This is a genomic window from Peribacillus sp. NPDC060253 (genome assembly GCF_042727425.1).
GTDB lineage: Bacteria > Bacillota > Bacilli > Bacillales > DSM-1321 > Peribacillus.
Window position 1 is genome coordinate 26,857 of sequence record NZ_JBHXAS010000037.1, and the last position, 15,292, is coordinate 42,148.

Sequence of the window (15,292 nt, forward strand, 5' to 3'; positions counted from 1 at the left end):
ATGACAAGGAAAAAACCAATGGTCATCGGAGTTACAGGAGGGTCGGGTTCAGGTAAAACAAGTGTTACCCGTTCCATTTTTGAATTCTTTCAAGGACATTCGATCTTGATGATCGAACAGGATTATTATTATAAAGATCAAAGTCATCTGCCGTTTGAAGAGCGGTTGAAAACGAATTATGATCATCCGCTTGCGTTTGATAATGATTTGTTGATTGATCACCTTAACGCATTACTTCGTTATGAAACGATAGAAAAACCCGTTTATGATTATTCGATTCATACGCGTTCAGCAGAAGTCGTCACTGTTGAGCCGCAGGATGTCATCATCCTTGAAGGGATTCTTGTGCTGGAGGATGAGCGCCTTCGAGACTTGATGGATATGAAGCTATATGTTGATACGGACGCAGACTTGCGGATACTCAGACGGATGACGCGTGATATTCAAGAACGCGGCCGTTCCTTGGATTCTGTCATTGACCAATACATCAGTGTCGTCCGCCCAATGCATAATCAGTTCATTGAGCCGACGAAACGTTATGCCGACATCATCATTCCTGAAGGTGGTCAGAACCATGTGGCGATTGACCTTATGGTGACAAAAATTCAAACAATCCTTGAACAAAAGTCTTTTTTGTAATAACATAGCATAAATAATGATAGGTGCCATTTTCCTCCGTTTTTTAAATAATCCCGTTTATTTATTGGGAAAGACTGGACAAATGTTGGGAAACGCAATACTCTATTCTTGATACAGAATGAACCGGCTGCTCACCGCAGTCGGTTTATATACTAAGGAACGGATTGTTTCTTGGTATCGATTGCGCGTACTTTTTAAGTCGCGCACTTATATATTTTGACTCAATTTTAGGGTTAAGCACTATATAGTACATAAACTTGTCACAGCGAATGCTTGCTGTAAAGAATTAGAAGGAGTGAAGGGTTTTGGCAATTGAAAAAGAATATCCAATGACTAAAGAAGGTAAGTTAAAGCTTGAACAGGAACTGGAACAATTAAAAACGGTTAAACGGAAAGAAGTAGTGGAAAGAATTAAAATCGCCCGCAGTTTTGGAGACCTTTCCGAAAACTCAGAGTACGATTCCGCAAAAGAAGAGCAGGCATTCGTTGAAGGACGTATTACAACAATCGAAAACATGATCCGTAATGCAAAAATTATTGAAGGCAATGATTCGAATACAGATACAGTTTCACTTGGAAAGTCGGTAACATTCGTAGAACTTCCAAACGGTGACGAAGAAACATATTCCATCGTTGGAAGCGTTGAAGCGGACCCATTCGAAGGGAAAATTTCCAATGATTCTCCAATCGCGAAAAGCCTGATAGGGAAAAGGGTCGGCGACAAAGTATCGATCCAAACACCTGGCGGCGAAATGAGCGTCAAGATTGTATCCATCAGCTAATCAACGGTTTAAGAGGGTGTCCTTAGGGGCATCCTCTTTTTTTCGGAAAAATGTTGCTTGAAATTTGTTCGTAATTGTTTAAAAATTCGCAACTCGTCAACAATGGTTACGAGGTGTATTTTATGAAAAAGAAACGAATGAGGTTGCTGGCTATTTTATTGACCACTTTTATGCTGATGCTCATAGGCAGACTTGCCTACATCCAACTTGTATCGACAGAATCTTTTTCAAAACATGATGTGAACCTAATAGAAGCAAGCGTGAAACAGCGTTCACAAATATTAAAGATTGATGATGGACGTGGAAAGTTTTATGACCGAAATGGGGAACCACTAGCCCATGAAGAAATTCCGACGCTCGTCCTGTTTCCATTTTTGAACAAAATGACATGGCCTATAGATGAAATTGCCTCGATAATCGGCAGATCGGAAAGTGAGCTGAAAAGGGCAATTGAACAAGCGGATGAACCATTCGTATTTGGCGGGGATGAACCGATAGAATTGACGGCCAGCCAATCGAAGGCTATCAATCAATTGAAAATCCCAGGGGTCTTTGCCGTGAACGAAAAATTATATCACGATCAAACCCCTGCAGCACAATTGATCGGCACGACGAATATATCAGATGCGGAAAAGAAAAAACGTTATCCCGACTTGAATTTATCTCCTGAAACGAAAATAGGCAATACAGGACTGCAAAGGACCTTTGATGAGTTCTTGCTTTCCTCTGGAGAATCGAAGCTCGTGTTTCACGTAGACGCCAGTGGAGGCCCCATGTTCGGTGTCGATGTTAAATACGTCGAACCAGCGAACCCTCTTTACCCAGTGAAGGTCGTAACGACGATTGATAAAGGAATTCAGGAAAAAGCGGAGAAGCTCGTCGATGAACGCGGCATAAAAAAGGGCGGCCTCGTACTGATCGATATCGAAACAAGTGAAATCGTTGCCATGGTATCACGTCCAGCACTTAATATAAAAGACCCGAATGGCGAAGGAGCCGTCAATATGATGCTGACTCAAAAAACTCCAGGCTCCGTCTTTAAAACGGTCACGGCAGCTGCGGCCATTGATTATAAAGCGGCTAGTCCTTCCAGGACGTTTAATTGTAATTTGACGATTGACGGAAAGACGGATAAACAGAGGGAACTCGGCATGCTTAATTTTGAAAATAGCTTTGCCCAAAGCTGTAACAGGACGTTTGCTGAATTGTCACAGGAAATGGCTGAGAAGGATCCTGACTTTTTGGATAAATATGCAAAAATGTTAGGGTTGATTGGCGAAACGGGCTGGAATGGGGACGTATATCACACGAACGTTACTCAGTTGCATCATGAACAAAGCGGGAAGGTCTGGCACGATGATGATTTGAAAAAGGATCCTAAAATGGTTGCCAAAACCGCAATTGGTCAGCAGGATGTCCAAACGACACCGCTTGCGATAGCAAATATGATGGCTACGATTGCACGCGGTGGTAAGAAGGAACAGGTCAAAGCGGTTTCCAAGGTCGAATTCAACAATAGTACGACAGTAGTCGATTTTCCTAATCAAAACATGGAAGGGGAGACGTTGTCTCCATATACAACGATGAAGATGCAGCAACTTCTACGGAAGGTCGTTACGGAGGAAAAAGGGACTGGTGCGTCGTTGAGAGACTTGCCTGTGGAGGTCGCTGGCAAGTCTGGAACGGCTCAGACGAATATTGAAAAAGGGGAGCTGAATAAATGGTTTGCGGGCTACTTCCCTTATAAAGATCCCAAATATGCTCTTGTTACCGTAAGTTTTGAAACGAAGGAAAACAGTACCAGCATGACGCCCCTTTTCTCAGATATTGTAAAAGTCTTGTACTCGAAGAACCAGGAGGATAGCGAGAATTGACGAAAAGTGTAGGAAACCCTTCCCTTCTATCTCCAGCGAAATCATGTTAAAATGAGGCAGTAAGAAATGGTAAGGGAGGAATGGACCTTGGGCTCACGTTTCAATCAGCGAGATCAAAAAAGAAAAGTAAATAAAATATATAATATCGCAATCACCATCGTTTCCATTTTAATCGTCATCGTCGCTATCACCATTTTCTTAAGTGATGATGACACTGAATCAGTAAAAACCACGACTGAACCAAAGCAAATTGCCGATAAAGATCAGGGCAAAGTGGACAAACCTGCTGGTAAAGGGGAAGAAGATTCAGAGAAGGAAGTTGAAGACGAAGATAGTAAAGCAACAGACGAAGATAGTAAAGCAACAGACGAAGATAGTAAAGCAACAGACGAAGATAGTAAAGCAACAGACGAAGATAATAAAGCAACAGACGAAGATAGTAAAGCAACAGAGGAAGACACAGACGATAAGAAGGCTGAAAAGGGTACAGACTCAGAAAAAGCTGGGAAAGCGGAACTTGTGGAAGTGGAAGGCAGCGGAGATGGCAATGTCGCGGCTACATATACAAGTGAGAGCTGGAAGCCAGTTGGAACTGAACAATCCGGGGAACACACTACAAGCTTTCAAAAGGACTCTGTCGATTGGAATGAAATGAGTAAAGCCATTGCCAATGGAGCAGGAATCGACGAAGGCAGCATGAGAATGTGGTGGCTTCAAAACGGCGGTTCGCCAAACACAGCAATCGGTACCGTATCAGAAGGAGACAATCCTAAAACCTTCCGGGTCCATATTGAATGGGTGGACGGATCAGGATGGAAGCCTGTGAAAGTCGAAGAGCTGAAGACGAACGATAAAAGGTAATGGATAAAAAAATAGTAACGAAAAACCCCCGAAAGGAATTCCACTTTTCGGGGGTTTTTCATGGTGGTCACTTTTTTGCTTTAAAGTGGACGACTGCACTGTAAAAACGTCTGCCTTCCTCACTAACATACATTTGATGTGATACGGAGTGAACCTGCAGCATGATCGCTTTATTGATTTCAATTTGTGATTGAATTTTCTCTTCAAGATTCTTAATGCTTTCTGCCTCAAAAAATTCTATTTTATCTTCGAATAAGTTTAAGTCTAGTTGAAAACCCATGACTGTTCCCCTCCAACATTTAGATACTGTTAGTTTAACACCATTTTGGCCGAATCTGAACCGAATGAGTGATTTGCCTAAAAAACAAGAACAGTTTGTGTGTTTATTTCATATTATGCTTATAGGTTTTATTATCAAATTATAAAAAGGTGATTGATATGGTCAGGGAATTTATAGATTAATTTGATGAATGGTCGAAATGGAATGATGATACGGTAGGCGGCCCCAATATTGAGCATCAGGAGTTTTTTTTAACATTCTGATTGGATACTGGACAGTGTCACGGATCGGGTTTAATGGTCAGGTGATGAGTTCGTCGTAGTTCCGGGAATCTTAATGAACAGAGGGCCTTTCCGTCGATTATTTTATATTGCATAAATAACATTAAATAGGTAGGATAACTCAGTTGTGGTGTTCAAATTTGATAAACATCCAATAGTTAATTGGGGAGACGCCGATGATGGAATTCACCCATTTCCTTCTTCCTGATGAAGTCTGAATCTTTGTCTAACTGGAATATTATAATCCGGGGGCGAACATCGTTATGATATTCCCGAATTCAGTGAACGATACTTTAGCAAAAAAAATTATCAGGGTGGTATATAAAATGGGCAGAGAATTTATAGATTTATTTGAAGAATGGTCTAAATCGTATGATGATACGGTAGGTGGACACGATATAGAGTATCAAGAGGTTTTTAAACATTATGACAGGATATTGGATAGCGTCACGAATCGGGCTTATGGTCATGTGCTGGAGTTCGGAGTAGGCACCGGGAATTTAACGGAAAGGCTATTGAAAAAAGGCCTTAAGGTATCGGGAATCGAGCCGTCACCTGCCATGAGGGAAATAGCGGTAAGCAAGTTGCACGGAAAAACAGAAATTGTGGATGGCGATTTCATGGATTTTCCGAAGCCGGAAAAGGTTGATTCGATCGTGAGTACGTACGCGTTTCATCATTTAACCGATGAAGAAAAAGAAAAAGCGATAGCCAACTATGGAAAGTTACTGAATACTGGTGGTAAAATAGTGTTTGCGGATACGATGTATCAATCAAAGGAAGCGCATGAACGAGCGATTTCTGATGCAAGGCAGGCTGGCTTTCATAATTTGGAAAACGATTTGCAAACGGAATATTATACCACCATTCCTTTTTTGGAAAAAGCACTTGAAGCACATGGATATAAAGTGAACTTCGAGCGCTGCAATCAATTTGTCTGGATTATGGAGGCGGAAAAATTATAGGAAGAGGTTTTTACTAATGAAAGTAGCCATAATCGGAGCAATGGAAGAAGAAGTTACGATTTTACGTGATAAATTGGAAGGTTTGGAGCAGGTGACCATTGCCGGTTCCGAGTTTAATACAGGAACACTGAACGGTGTCGAAGTGATTTTGCTTAAATCGGGAATCGGGAAAGTGAATGCGGCGATGTCCACTACGATCCTATTAGAAAAATTCAAACCGGATGCGGTGATCAACACAGGGTCTGCCGGTGGTTATCATCCAGCCCTTAATGTTGGGGATGTGGTCATTTCCACGGAGGTTCGCCACCATGATGTCGACGTGACGATTTTTGGGTATGAGTACGGTCAAGTCCCTCAATTGCCAGCTGCTTTCATCCCGGATGAAAAGCTTTTCGCCATCGCAGAAGACGCGGCTAAAGAAATCGAAGATATACAAGTGGCGAAAGGGTTAATCGTGACGGGGGATTCTTTCATGAATGATCCTGTTCGGGTTGAATTCGTCAGAGGGAAGTTTACGGACTTATACGCGGTGGAAATGGAAGCGGCAGCCATAGCTCAGGTAGCCTTTCAATTCAAAACACCGTTCGTCATCATTCGTTCCCTTTCTGATATAGCAGGTAAGGAATCCAATATTTCCTTTGATAAATTCCTGGAAACGGCTGCGCTTCATTCAGCGGCACTGATTTTGAAAATGGTTGAAAAAATGAAATAAGTGCCCAGTGATCAGCGGGAATCTTTTCCGCTGATTATTTCTTGCATATAACATACTAAATTGGTAGGATAACTATGAAAGGATGTCCGATTATGAAGTTCTATCAAAATATTCATGAGTTGATTGGGGAGACCCCACTAATGGAAATCACCCACTTCCCTCTTCCGGATCAAGTCCGGATCTTTGCCAAGCTGGAATACTTTAACCCTGGCGGCAGCGTGAAAGATCGGCTTGGCCAGGAACTTTTAGCGCAAGCATTGCAGGCAGGGAATGTGAAAAAGGGAGGAACCATCATTGAACCGACTGCAGGGAATACTGGGATTGGCCTAGCCCTTGCTGCGATAAACAGTGGTGTTAATGTAATATTTTGTGTACCTGAGAAATTCAGCGCCGAGAAACAGGAACTGATGCGTGCCCTTGGAGCAAAAGTGGTCCAGACCCCGACAGAGGAAGGGATGCTAGGTGCAATCCGCAAAGCGAAGGCGCTGCTTGGTGAAATTCCAGGATCCTATTGTCCAGAGCAGTTTTCCAACCCATCCAATCCGGATGCCTATTATAAAACATTGGGACCTGAAATTTGGGAGCAGTTGGCTGGCAATGTGGATATGTTTGTTGCCGGTGCGGGAACGGGGGGTACTTTCATGGGTACATCGCGTTATTTAAAAGAAAAAAATCCTGCGGTCAAAACGGTCATTGTCGAACCGGAAGGATCAATTATAAATGGAGGCAAAGCTGGTCCCCATAAAACAGAAGGGATCGGGATGGAATTTTTACCAAGCTATATGGATGAAACGTACTTTGATCAGATTCATACGATAAGCGACGATGAGGCGTTCCAAATGGTGAAGGAATTGGCGCTTAAAGAAGGACTTCTTGTTGGAAGTTCTTCCGGCTCGGCTTTTGCAGCGGCCTTGAAAGAAGCAGCCAAGGCTACCCGGGGTTCGAATATCGTTGTGATATTTCCGGATTCCAGTGAACGTTACTTAAGCAAAAACATTTATCAGGGAGGTCTTTGAAAATGAGGAAAAAAACACAAATGATCCATGGCGGTATTTTCGGTGATGAAAAAACGGGAGCGGTGTCGGTGCCGATTTATCAAGTGAGCACCTATAAACAGGATGGTCTGGGGAAAGATCGAGGATATGAATATTCACGTACAGGAAACCCAACCCGCCATGCCCTTGAGGAATTGATCAAGGATCTTGAAGAAGGAAAAAGAGGATTCGCTTTCGGTTCAGGAATGGCAGCAATAACGGCGGTTATGATGCTGTTGAGTCAAGGTGATCACGTTTTACTGACGGATGACGTTTATGGAGGCTCTTTCCGAGTGATGACAAAAGTGCTGAACCGCTTCGGAGTGGAAGCTACGTTCATCAATACGAGTGACATACATTCGATCCAAAACGAGATCAAAGACAATACGAAGGCACTGTTCATTGAAACCCCGACGAATCCATTATTGAAGATCACTGATCTAGAGGCCGTTTCAAAAATCGCTAAAGAAAACGGTATCCTCACTATTGTGGATAATACCTTCAGTACGCCATACTGGCAAAATCCACTTACACTTGGTGCTGATATCGTGCTTCATAGCGCTACGAAGTACTTAGGGGGGCACAGCGATGTTGTAGCGGGTCTTGTCGTGGTGAATGATGAAAAACTTGGCGAGGACCTTCATTTCATCCAAAACTCCACAGGAGGCGTGCTGGGGCCCCAAGATTCATGGTTGCTGATGCGTGGTATTAAAACGCTGGGAATCCGGATGGAGGAACATGAAAAGAATACCTCCCAGATCGTTCGTTTCTTATCCGGGCATAAAGCCGTTTCGAAAATCTATTACCCAGGTCTTGAAGACCATCCAAACCATGATATTGCTAAAAAACAATCGCGTGGCTTCGGCGGTATGGTTTCATTCGATGTCGGCAGTGCCGAAAAGGCCGAATCCGTTTTGAATAAAGTGAAATACTTCACGCTGGCTGAAAGTCTAGGGGCAGTGGAGAGCTTAATTTCGGTTCCAGCCATGATGACACATGCCTCGATTCCAGCAGAGCGCCGTGCAGAGCTTGGGATAACAGATGGGTTGATTCGTATTTCCGTTGGTCTTGAAGACGTTGAAGACCTATTGGAAGACTTGGAACAAGCGCTAAAAGGGTAAATTGGAAGAGGGACCGCTTTAAAGCTAACTGCCATTATTTACACCCTGTCATTTGGAATAAATATGGTAGAATGAGATATCGATAACTTATTAGCTTGAAAGAAGGTGGAATGTCATGAAAAACGGCAAAAAACAATCGGCGGCAATGCTGCGTTCGAAAATGGTCGATTTTAAACAATTTGCGATCACCTTGTTATGTGTAGGCACGTTCTTTTATTTAGGAACCATCCTCCCCTCAGGCGACAAAGCGATGATGGACACATATGTCTATATGGGAGCGACAATCATGTTTCTTGGCATATCCATACTATTTTTCCGATTATCCAATAAATATAAAAAGACACTGGCAGAAATGGATGACCAGGACTCTTTACAACAATAGAAGCACGAAGCAAACCTGATTCTTTAAAGAATCAGGTTTTTTCTTATCTCTAACGTTGTTGCCTGTAATTTGGGTAGGTTCATCATTCTTATTGCCTCCTTCAGTGGATAATCGCTATTAAAATTAGGGAAAAAGAAAGAAATTTCAAAAATATGGGCAAAAGCCGTTTACAAATATCGTGTTTATGGATATACTTACCAAGTAATAAAAAATATTCCAAAGGAGGTCGAAGAAAATGAAATTGTATTTATATGGAGTCGTCTCTAATCAGATTAACCGGTCCGTTTCAAATAACAATCATATACCATTCGACCTGTGCCAAGCGGAATATTTCTAAAGCAATTTGGCTTTATTAATCATTCGGACATTGCGGCCGCAGGGAGAAGTCTTTTATCCTGCGGCCTTTTTATATTTTCTTAAAAATCCCGCAGGAGGACGTAACTTTCTGCGGCCTTTTTATGCCTTTTTGTGGGCCGCTCCCTTAAAAGGAGGTGATATTATGACACTGAATATGCTTTTTTTCACTATCACGATAAAAATGAAAAAAATGACTGCCGAGGAATGTTTGCAGCAGGAGAGAATCCACAAGATTCGAGAAGAACATCTAGACAAAGCAATGAAGCATCGTCCTTTTTTCTAAGATAGGCGAGGTAGGTATCCCATTCATAAATTTTAGGAAAGGTGGAGGTTAACATGATGAAATTGGTTTGCGTAAGAGGAGAAAAGCGTTGCTATTGGCAGGAGAAGGATACCGGCTAACGGACTGGCACATTCAGAAGCAGGGTCATTGGGATATGATGAAGTTCGAAAGGAATATGTATAGGGAAAACTCGGCACTCGGCCGAGTTTTTTTCTTTGCATCAACAGCATGAACCTGGATCGCCAAAACCAAACCCACATCCCGGGAACCACCAAAACCCGAAAATGAGCAATAAAATCAAGAGGACAATAAACAGGCCATAACCAAATCCGTAACTGGATCTGGCATAACATGGCACTGGAGGCGGATAACCATAGTTGCATCCGTATGGTCCATAGTTATATCCCATCTTAAAAAACCTCCTTTCCTTAAAAATTCACTTCATTATGACCGTTTGTCTTTGTCCGATTGGGAATTCATCCATTCTGGTTTTAAACTTTCAATACTTTCTTGATTTCTTTTAGTGGGACAGACACGAACAAGCCCACTGCTGCATAGGTATTAATAGGGAAGCCAAAGAAACGGGGGATGAAACCAATGCCCGGAATACTTACAGCTGTCGGCTATATTATTAAAGAATTTTACTTATTAGTTTCCTATGTGAAAAATAATGCTTTTCCCCAGCCCTTGTCCGCTCAGGATGAAAAGAGATATCTGAAACTGATGAGTGAGGGTGATGGTGATGCCCGTAATATCTTGATCGAGCATAACCTAAGGCTTGTTGCCCATATCGTCAAGAAATTCGAGAATACGGGCGAAGATACAGAGGATTTGATTTCGATTGGGACGATTGGTCTGATAAAAGCCATTGAAAGTTATTCGGATGGAAAGGGTACGAAGTTGGCAACATATGCGGCGCGATGCATTGAGAATGAAATCTTGATGCATTTACGGGCGACAAAGAAAACGAAGAAGGATATTTCCCTGCATGATCCAATTGGTCAGGATAAAGAAGGAAATGAAATCAGTTTAATCGATGTACTGAAATCGGAATCAGAAGATGTCATCGATACGATTCAGCTTAATATGGAAATTGAAAAAGTGAAAAAGTATATTGATATTTTGGATGAACGGGAAAAGGAAGTCATTGTAGGCAGGTTCGGACTGGATTTAAAAAAGGAGAAAACACAGCGGGAAATCGCTAAAGAACTTGGGATTTCCCGCAGTTATGTATCAAGAATTGAAAAACGTGCTTTGATGAAGATGTTCCATGAATTTTACAGGGCAGAAAAAGAAAAGGAAAAGAAAGCAAAAGGATAGGGATGATACAGTCAAAGAGAGTGCGGGGAAATTTCCCCGCACTCTTTTTTTAATATTTATTTCGGAACATATCTGCCAATGCGTGATAGATCTCGATTCCCTGAAAAAGGAACAGGCGTGAAGCCGTTAAAGAAAAGACCCCTATCATAATTAGTCGGAACCACATATGAATCACTCCTCGATTTTATTTTTTATAAAATGTCAGAGTGTGTAGCTACGTAATTCGCCTGAAAAAACACTGGACTGAGATAACGCTGGCGAAGATTTGAGTGAAAATAAAGAAAACTTAAAATGGATAATTCGAAAATAACAAAAAGGATAATGGTCTGCCAGGAACTGAAGAAAGGGACCAAAGGTAATTTCTTGTCGGCCTTTTCCCAGTGATGAACATCGGTATGTTCTTCAAGGGTCAGCTGCTGTGCATGATGATGAAACTGCATGGGCAGAGTCCAAAGGAGAAGGATGATGGCAGCCAGGTGGATAAAGTATTTCATATGAATCGACCACCCCTTTCCCAAGATTATATTTATCATAGCATGCTTTTAATGCGGGATAAAAGAAAAATGTTTAAAAAATACTGAAAATTCCTTTTAATTAGAAAAATATTGGAAAAACCTCTATAATAAGTTTATTGATAAAAAGGGGGCAATGCAGGATGAAATATTCTTTGACATGGGATTTAGATATCTTTTTTAAAGGAGGAAGCTCTTCAAGTGAGTTCCTGCTTTTTTTAGATGAAATCAATGAAGAGGTACAAGAATTCGACCGAATTGTAAGCCATATTAATTCAGAAGAAAATGATGAAAGCAGTTTGATTTCTGCTTTTGATCTTTTTAAAAATACAAATATGAAATCGAGACAGGCGAGCGCTTTCATCGGATGCCTGGAAGCTCAAAATGCGCAGGATAAAAAGGCAGGTCAGCTGCGAATTAAACAAATGAAGATTGTGGCTTCGCTAAAAATGGTGTTAAGTAAGCTGGATGAAAAGTTGTTGCAGCTTGATGATGCGTTTTTTCAAAAAATCCTCGATAAAGAACCGTTGAATGAATTGAAATTCGTATTGAACGAACGTCGAGATAGAGCAAAGGAAAAGCTATCCGTGAAGGAAGAATCTTTAATCACTCAATTGTCATTGGATGGTTTCGAGGGTTGGAGCCAAATGTATGATGCGATCGTCGGCTCAATGTCCATCTCCTATAAAGGTGAAAAGCTTTCTGTAGGACAAGCGGCTAATAAATTTTCTGAACCCGATAAAAGGGACCGTAAAGAATTGCTTACTGCTTGGGAACAGGCATGGGAGGAAAAAAGTGACCTTTTTGCCCGGACTTTGAATCATTTAGCTGGATTTCGCCTAAGTGTGAATGAAAAAAGGGGCTGGGATGATATTCTGAAAGAACCGCTTGAGATCGGGAGGATGAAAAAAGAAACCCTGGAGAGCATGTGGAATGTAATAGCCGATCATAAGGAGCCGCTAGTAAGGTTTTTACAAAGGAAGGCGGAGTTACTGGATGTGGATAAATTAAGTTGGGCGGATTTGGATGCACCGCTCGCTGTTACAGCAGAGTCCAAAGTAATGGATTATCAAGAAGGTGCAGACTTCATCGTGCAGCAATTCTCGAAATTCGGCACTCAATTAGCAAACTTCACTCAAAAAGCTTTTGAAGACCGCTGGATTGAAGCGGAGGACAGGCCAGGTAAGAGACCAGGCGGTTTTTGCACGGGCTTCCCATTAAATAAGCAGTCCAGAATCTTCATGACGTATTCGGGGACTCCTTCGAATGTGTCCACATTGGCTCATGAATTGGGGCATGCGTTCCATTCTTTTGCGATGAGGGATATCCATCCATTGAATCGGTCATATGCGATGAACGTAGCTGAAACTGCTTCTACGTTTGCCGAGATGGTCGTTTCAGATGCAGCTGTGAAGGAAGCGGCGAGTGAGGAAGAAAAGCTGGTTCTTTTAGAAGATAAAATCCAGCGTTCCGTAGCCTTATTGATGAATATCCATGCCCGATTTTTATTTGAGACAAGATTTTATGATGAAAGGAAACTAGGATATGTCAGTGCCGAACGATTGAATGAACTGATGATGGATGCACAAAAAGAAGCTTATGGTGATGCGTTAAGTGATTATCATCCAACGTTTTGGGCTTCAAAGCTCCATTTCTATATTACTGGTGTCCCATTTTATAATTTTCCGTACACATTTGGATACTTATTCTCATTGGGCATATACGCGAACGCCCTGAAAGAACCTGCTGGTTTCGAGGAAAAATATATCGCCCTTTTAAAGGATACGGGCTCAATGAAGGTCGAGGATTTGGCGGAGAAACATTTGGGCGTCGATTTGACGACCAGGGATTTTTGGGAAGAAGCGGTTCACGCCTGCATGGAGGATGTCGAAGAATTCATGCGTTTGACAGATCCCCTTGTCCGAAAAGCATAAGATACGTTTCAGGCTGAAAATATGAACAAAAAAGCGGATGTCCATTTAGGACATCCGCTCAGTTTGTAGACAAAAGGTTGAGAGATGAGGGCTCTTCGAGCTCTCTATTTTAGACCATTTTTGGACCTTGCCAAGTCCAATTGGCCATCTTCTTTAAATTAATGGCAGCGAAAGTAAGCATCGCCTGCATCGGCAATTTTTTAAGTTCCCTTAAAGTAGTCCAACGCATACCATGCTTTTCTTTTGCACCTGCGAATACACGCTCAATTGTTTCTTTGCGTTTCGCATATATAGGTTTACATCTTCATGATGACGCAGATGATCTGCTTCTTCCACATAAGCTTGCCAGATATGCCCTGTCACCACTTTTTTATGGTCTTGGCTTACTGTACACCGTGATAAAGATGAGCATGTTGCACAACTTTGTTTTCGTGATAGCCCTCTTTATTTGTTGTTGAGTACTTTAAAATTTCGCCTGAAGGGCAAAGGTAACAATCAAAGTGTTCATAGTAAACATGGTCATGTTTGCGAAAGAATCCTTCTTTTGTACGAGGATGTGTATAGGGTAAAGCAGGTGTGATTTCTTTGCTTAATAGGTAGTTAGTAATCGCTGGCGTTTTATAAGCTGCATCTGCGGCAACTGCTTCCGGTTTTCCAACCTTCTCAATCACTTGTTCAACAATTGGCTCTAAGATATGACAGTCATGTGTATTTCCAGGTGTTACAATCGTTCCTAATGCAAAACCGTTGCGGTCTGCGGCCGCGTGGAATGAATAGGCAAACTGTTTTGTTCGTTCATCTTTCACATAATAGCCACTCTCAGGATCTGTTGTACTTTCTTTAATCTCTTTGGTTTCTTCCTTATCAAATTTATCCGGTGGAAAAGGCTTTTTTTCATGGTTTTCACGATCTTGATTTATTTCATCTTGAAGGAGGCGTCCTACCTCTGAATACATATTTTTCACCAAATCATAAATGAAAAGAAGTCAATGGCAGCCTCCATTATACGAACCAAATGATTCGCTGGCACCAATTGATCTAAAGTAATCACTTCAAGTTTTATTACTTCCATTTTAAAACAAAAAAAACTGTCGGCAAAAGAGGTTTTATCTAAAGTTATAACAAAGTTGATTGGAACGGAAGGTACGAGACTCCAGCGGGATAAGCGCGTCTACGGGAGACCCCGCAGGCGTAAGCCGAGGAGGCTCCCGGACCGCCCGAGGAAAGCGAGTGCCTGGAGTGGAAATCAACGTTCAAATTGTAAAAGCAAAAAAAAGACTGTAGCAAACTCGATTTTCATCGAGTTTGCTACAGTCTGAGCGGATGTCCATTTAGGACATCCGCTTTCCCATTTAAACTTTCTTCATTTTAATTGGACTGACCATAAGTAATGATAATATAATCATGAGGGATAAGAAAAAGACCGGATGGAAATATGGGATGGCCAAATAACTCAACGTTGCGATGCAGCCGGCAACCGTAATGGGAACGCCTGTAAAATATCCATTGTTTTCACTAATATTGAAGCGGGCAAGGCGAAATGCGCCACAGCCAATATAGAAAACGGTGAAGATTGTGCCAGGTGCCCCGAATTCTATTAATATTCCTTGGTATAATAATAGAGCTGGTGCGACGCCGAAAGATATGATGTCACACATGGAATCAAGTTGCTTACCCAATTCCGATTCAATGTTGAACTTCCGTGCAACCATACCGTCAAAGCGATCTGCAAGGGCAGCCAGGAAGATTAAAAGCAGGCTTAAATTCAATTGGCCGTGCATCACGGCAATTATCGCAAATCCACCAAGGGATAAATTCATTAACGTAAGTATATTTGCTGTTTGGGCTTTTAACTTTTTAATGGTTTGGTCGAGGGCGTGTAGTAAAAACATCTTCTCACTCCTTTCAAATGAAACAAAATAATAACAAAATATAGTAAACATAAGTATTTATTA

16 protein-coding genes and 1 pseudogene are annotated in these 15,292 nt (G+C 41.7%); 12 read left to right on the top strand and 5 right to left on the bottom strand.

The window, feature by feature from the left end; genetic code table 11:
• The 4 genes from udk to ACFWE9_RS12060 all read left to right on the top strand — a co-directional run bounded on the left by udk (position 1) and on the right by ACFWE9_RS12060 (position 4,156).
• A complete protein-coding gene (udk, locus tag ACFWE9_RS12045; RefSeq protein ID WP_230155175.1) occupies positions 1-639 on the top strand; it encodes a uridine kinase in 639 nt (212 codons plus the stop codon).
• A gap of 305 nt (positions 640-944) precedes the next feature.
• Positions 945-1,421, top strand: a complete 477-nt coding sequence (greA, locus tag ACFWE9_RS12050; RefSeq protein ID WP_230155180.1) for a transcription elongation factor GreA — start codon at positions 945-947, stop codon at positions 1,419-1,421.
• A 122-nt stretch (positions 1,422-1,543) separates the two neighbouring features.
• Positions 1,544-3,295 (top strand): peptidoglycan D,D-transpeptidase FtsI family protein, encoded by a 1,752-nt coding sequence (locus ACFWE9_RS12055; protein WP_377356929.1) that lies wholly within the window; start codon positions 1,544-1,546, stop codon positions 3,293-3,295.
• Positions 3,296-3,382: 87 nt separating this feature from the next.
• Positions 3,383-4,156, top strand: coding sequence for a DUF1510 family protein (locus ACFWE9_RS12060; protein WP_377356931.1), 774 nt, complete (start codon positions 3,383-3,385; stop codon positions 4,154-4,156).
• 67 nt (positions 4,157-4,223) lie between these two features.
• Here the strand turns inward: ACFWE9_RS12060 and ACFWE9_RS12065 are convergent, their stop codons facing one another.
• On the bottom strand, positions 4,224-4,436 hold the full coding sequence (locus ACFWE9_RS12065) for a DUF2536 family protein (protein ID WP_230155188.1): 213 nt from the start codon (positions 4,434-4,436) through the stop codon (positions 4,224-4,226).
• 607 nt (positions 4,437-5,043) lie between these two features.
• On the opposite strand from ACFWE9_RS12065, the gene ACFWE9_RS12070 reads away from it, so the two are divergent.
• The 6 genes from ACFWE9_RS12070 (at position 5,044) to ACFWE9_RS12095 (ending at position 9,571) form a co-directional block, all read left to right on the top strand.
• A complete protein-coding gene (locus ACFWE9_RS12070; protein ID WP_377356932.1) occupies positions 5,044-5,682 on the top strand; it encodes a class I SAM-dependent methyltransferase in 639 nt (212 codons plus the stop codon).
• A 16-nt stretch (positions 5,683-5,698) separates the two neighbouring features.
• Entirely contained in the window at positions 5,699-6,394 is a 696-nt protein-coding gene (gene mtnN, locus ACFWE9_RS12075; RefSeq protein ID WP_230155193.1) for a 5'-methylthioadenosine/S-adenosylhomocysteine nucleosidase, read from the top strand.
• 92 nt (positions 6,395-6,486) lie between these two features.
• Positions 6,487-7,410, top strand: a complete 924-nt coding sequence (locus ACFWE9_RS12080) for a PLP-dependent cysteine synthase family protein (RefSeq protein ID WP_230155195.1) — start codon at positions 6,487-6,489, stop codon at positions 7,408-7,410.
• 2 nt (positions 7,411-7,412) lie between these two features.
• Positions 7,413-8,549 carry a bifunctional cystathionine gamma-lyase/homocysteine desulfhydrase gene (locus ACFWE9_RS12085; RefSeq protein ID WP_230155198.1) on the top strand — a complete coding sequence of 379 codons (1,137 nt, stop codon included), beginning with the start codon at positions 7,413-7,415 and terminating at the stop codon, positions 8,547-8,549.
• A 115-nt stretch (positions 8,550-8,664) separates the two neighbouring features.
• Positions 8,665-8,931 carry a YrhC family protein gene (locus ACFWE9_RS12090; RefSeq protein ID WP_230155200.1) on the top strand — a complete coding sequence of 89 codons (267 nt, stop codon included), beginning with the start codon at positions 8,665-8,667 and terminating at the stop codon, positions 8,929-8,931.
• 499 nt (positions 8,932-9,430) lie between these two features.
• Positions 9,431-9,571 (top strand): YrzI family small protein, encoded by a 141-nt coding sequence (locus ACFWE9_RS12095; protein WP_072273247.1) that lies wholly within the window; start codon positions 9,431-9,433, stop codon positions 9,569-9,571.
• A 220-nt stretch (positions 9,572-9,791) separates the two neighbouring features.
• Here the strand turns inward: ACFWE9_RS12095 and ACFWE9_RS12100 are convergent, their stop codons facing one another.
• On the bottom strand, positions 9,792-9,980 hold the full coding sequence (locus ACFWE9_RS12100) for a hypothetical protein (protein ID WP_230155202.1): 189 nt from the start codon (positions 9,978-9,980) through the stop codon (positions 9,792-9,794).
• A 188-nt stretch (positions 9,981-10,168) separates the two neighbouring features.
• Between ACFWE9_RS12100 and sigK the strand changes: the two genes are divergently transcribed.
• Entirely contained in the window at positions 10,169-10,891 is a 723-nt protein-coding gene (sigK, locus tag ACFWE9_RS12105) for an RNA polymerase sporulation sigma factor SigK (RefSeq protein WP_230155204.1), read from the top strand.
• A gap of 191 nt (positions 10,892-11,082) precedes the next feature.
• Here the strand turns inward: sigK and ACFWE9_RS12110 are convergent, their stop codons facing one another.
• Positions 11,083-11,385, bottom strand: a complete 303-nt coding sequence (locus ACFWE9_RS12110) for a hypothetical protein (protein ID WP_230155206.1) — start codon at positions 11,383-11,385, stop codon at positions 11,083-11,085.
• 161 nt (positions 11,386-11,546) lie between these two features.
• Here ACFWE9_RS12110 and ACFWE9_RS12115 point away from each other — a divergent pair, with 161 nt between their 5' ends.
• A complete protein-coding gene (locus tag ACFWE9_RS12115) occupies positions 11,547-13,337 on the top strand; it encodes a M3 family oligoendopeptidase (RefSeq protein WP_377356934.1) in 1,791 nt (596 codons plus the stop codon).
• Positions 13,338-13,446: 109 nt separating this feature from the next.
• On the opposite strand, the pseudogene ACFWE9_RS12120 reads toward ACFWE9_RS12115, so the two are convergent.
• A pseudogene (locus tag ACFWE9_RS12120) lies at positions 13,447-14,269 on the bottom strand (transposase); the annotation flags it as partial.
• A gap of 420 nt (positions 14,270-14,689) precedes the next feature.
• Positions 14,690-15,229, bottom strand: coding sequence for a CDP-diacylglycerol--serine O-phosphatidyltransferase (gene pssA / locus ACFWE9_RS12125; protein ID WP_230155210.1), 540 nt, complete (start codon positions 15,227-15,229; stop codon positions 14,690-14,692).
• Between the last annotated feature and the right edge of the window lie 63 nt (positions 15,230-15,292).

Coding starts and splice junctions, on each gene's coding strand:
- udk (WP_230155175.1), top strand. CDS start 1: ATGACAAGGAAAAAACCAATGGTCATCGGAGTTACAGGAGGGTCGGGT.
- ACFWE9_RS12055 (WP_377356929.1), top strand. CDS start 1,544: ATGAAAAAGAAACGAATGAGGTTGCTGGCTATTTTATTGACCACTTTT.
- ACFWE9_RS12065 (WP_230155188.1), bottom strand. CDS start 4,436: ATGGGTTTTCAACTAGACTTAAACTTATTCGAAGATAAAATAGAATTT.
- ACFWE9_RS12070 (WP_377356932.1), top strand. CDS start 5,044: ATGGGCAGAGAATTTATAGATTTATTTGAAGAATGGTCTAAATCGTAT.
- mtnN (WP_230155193.1), top strand. CDS start 5,699: ATGAAAGTAGCCATAATCGGAGCAATGGAAGAAGAAGTTACGATTTTA.
- ACFWE9_RS12080 (WP_230155195.1), top strand. CDS start 6,487: ATGAAGTTCTATCAAAATATTCATGAGTTGATTGGGGAGACCCCACTA.
- ACFWE9_RS12085 (WP_230155198.1), top strand. CDS start 7,413: ATGAGGAAAAAAACACAAATGATCCATGGCGGTATTTTCGGTGATGAA.
- ACFWE9_RS12090 (WP_230155200.1), top strand. CDS start 8,665: ATGAAAAACGGCAAAAAACAATCGGCGGCAATGCTGCGTTCGAAAATG.
- ACFWE9_RS12095 (WP_072273247.1), top strand. CDS start 9,431: ATGACACTGAATATGCTTTTTTTCACTATCACGATAAAAATGAAAAAA.
- ACFWE9_RS12100 (WP_230155202.1), bottom strand. CDS start 9,980: ATGGGATATAACTATGGACCATACGGATGCAACTATGGTTATCCGCCT.
- sigK (WP_230155204.1), top strand. CDS start 10,169: ATGCCCGGAATACTTACAGCTGTCGGCTATATTATTAAAGAATTTTAC.
- ACFWE9_RS12110 (WP_230155206.1), bottom strand. CDS start 11,385: ATGAAATACTTTATCCACCTGGCTGCCATCATCCTTCTCCTTTGGACT.
- ACFWE9_RS12115 (WP_377356934.1), top strand. CDS start 11,547: ATGAAATATTCTTTGACATGGGATTTAGATATCTTTTTTAAAGGAGGA.
- pssA (WP_230155210.1), bottom strand. CDS start 15,229: ATGTTTTTACTACACGCCCTCGACCAAACCATTAAAAAGTTAAAAGCC.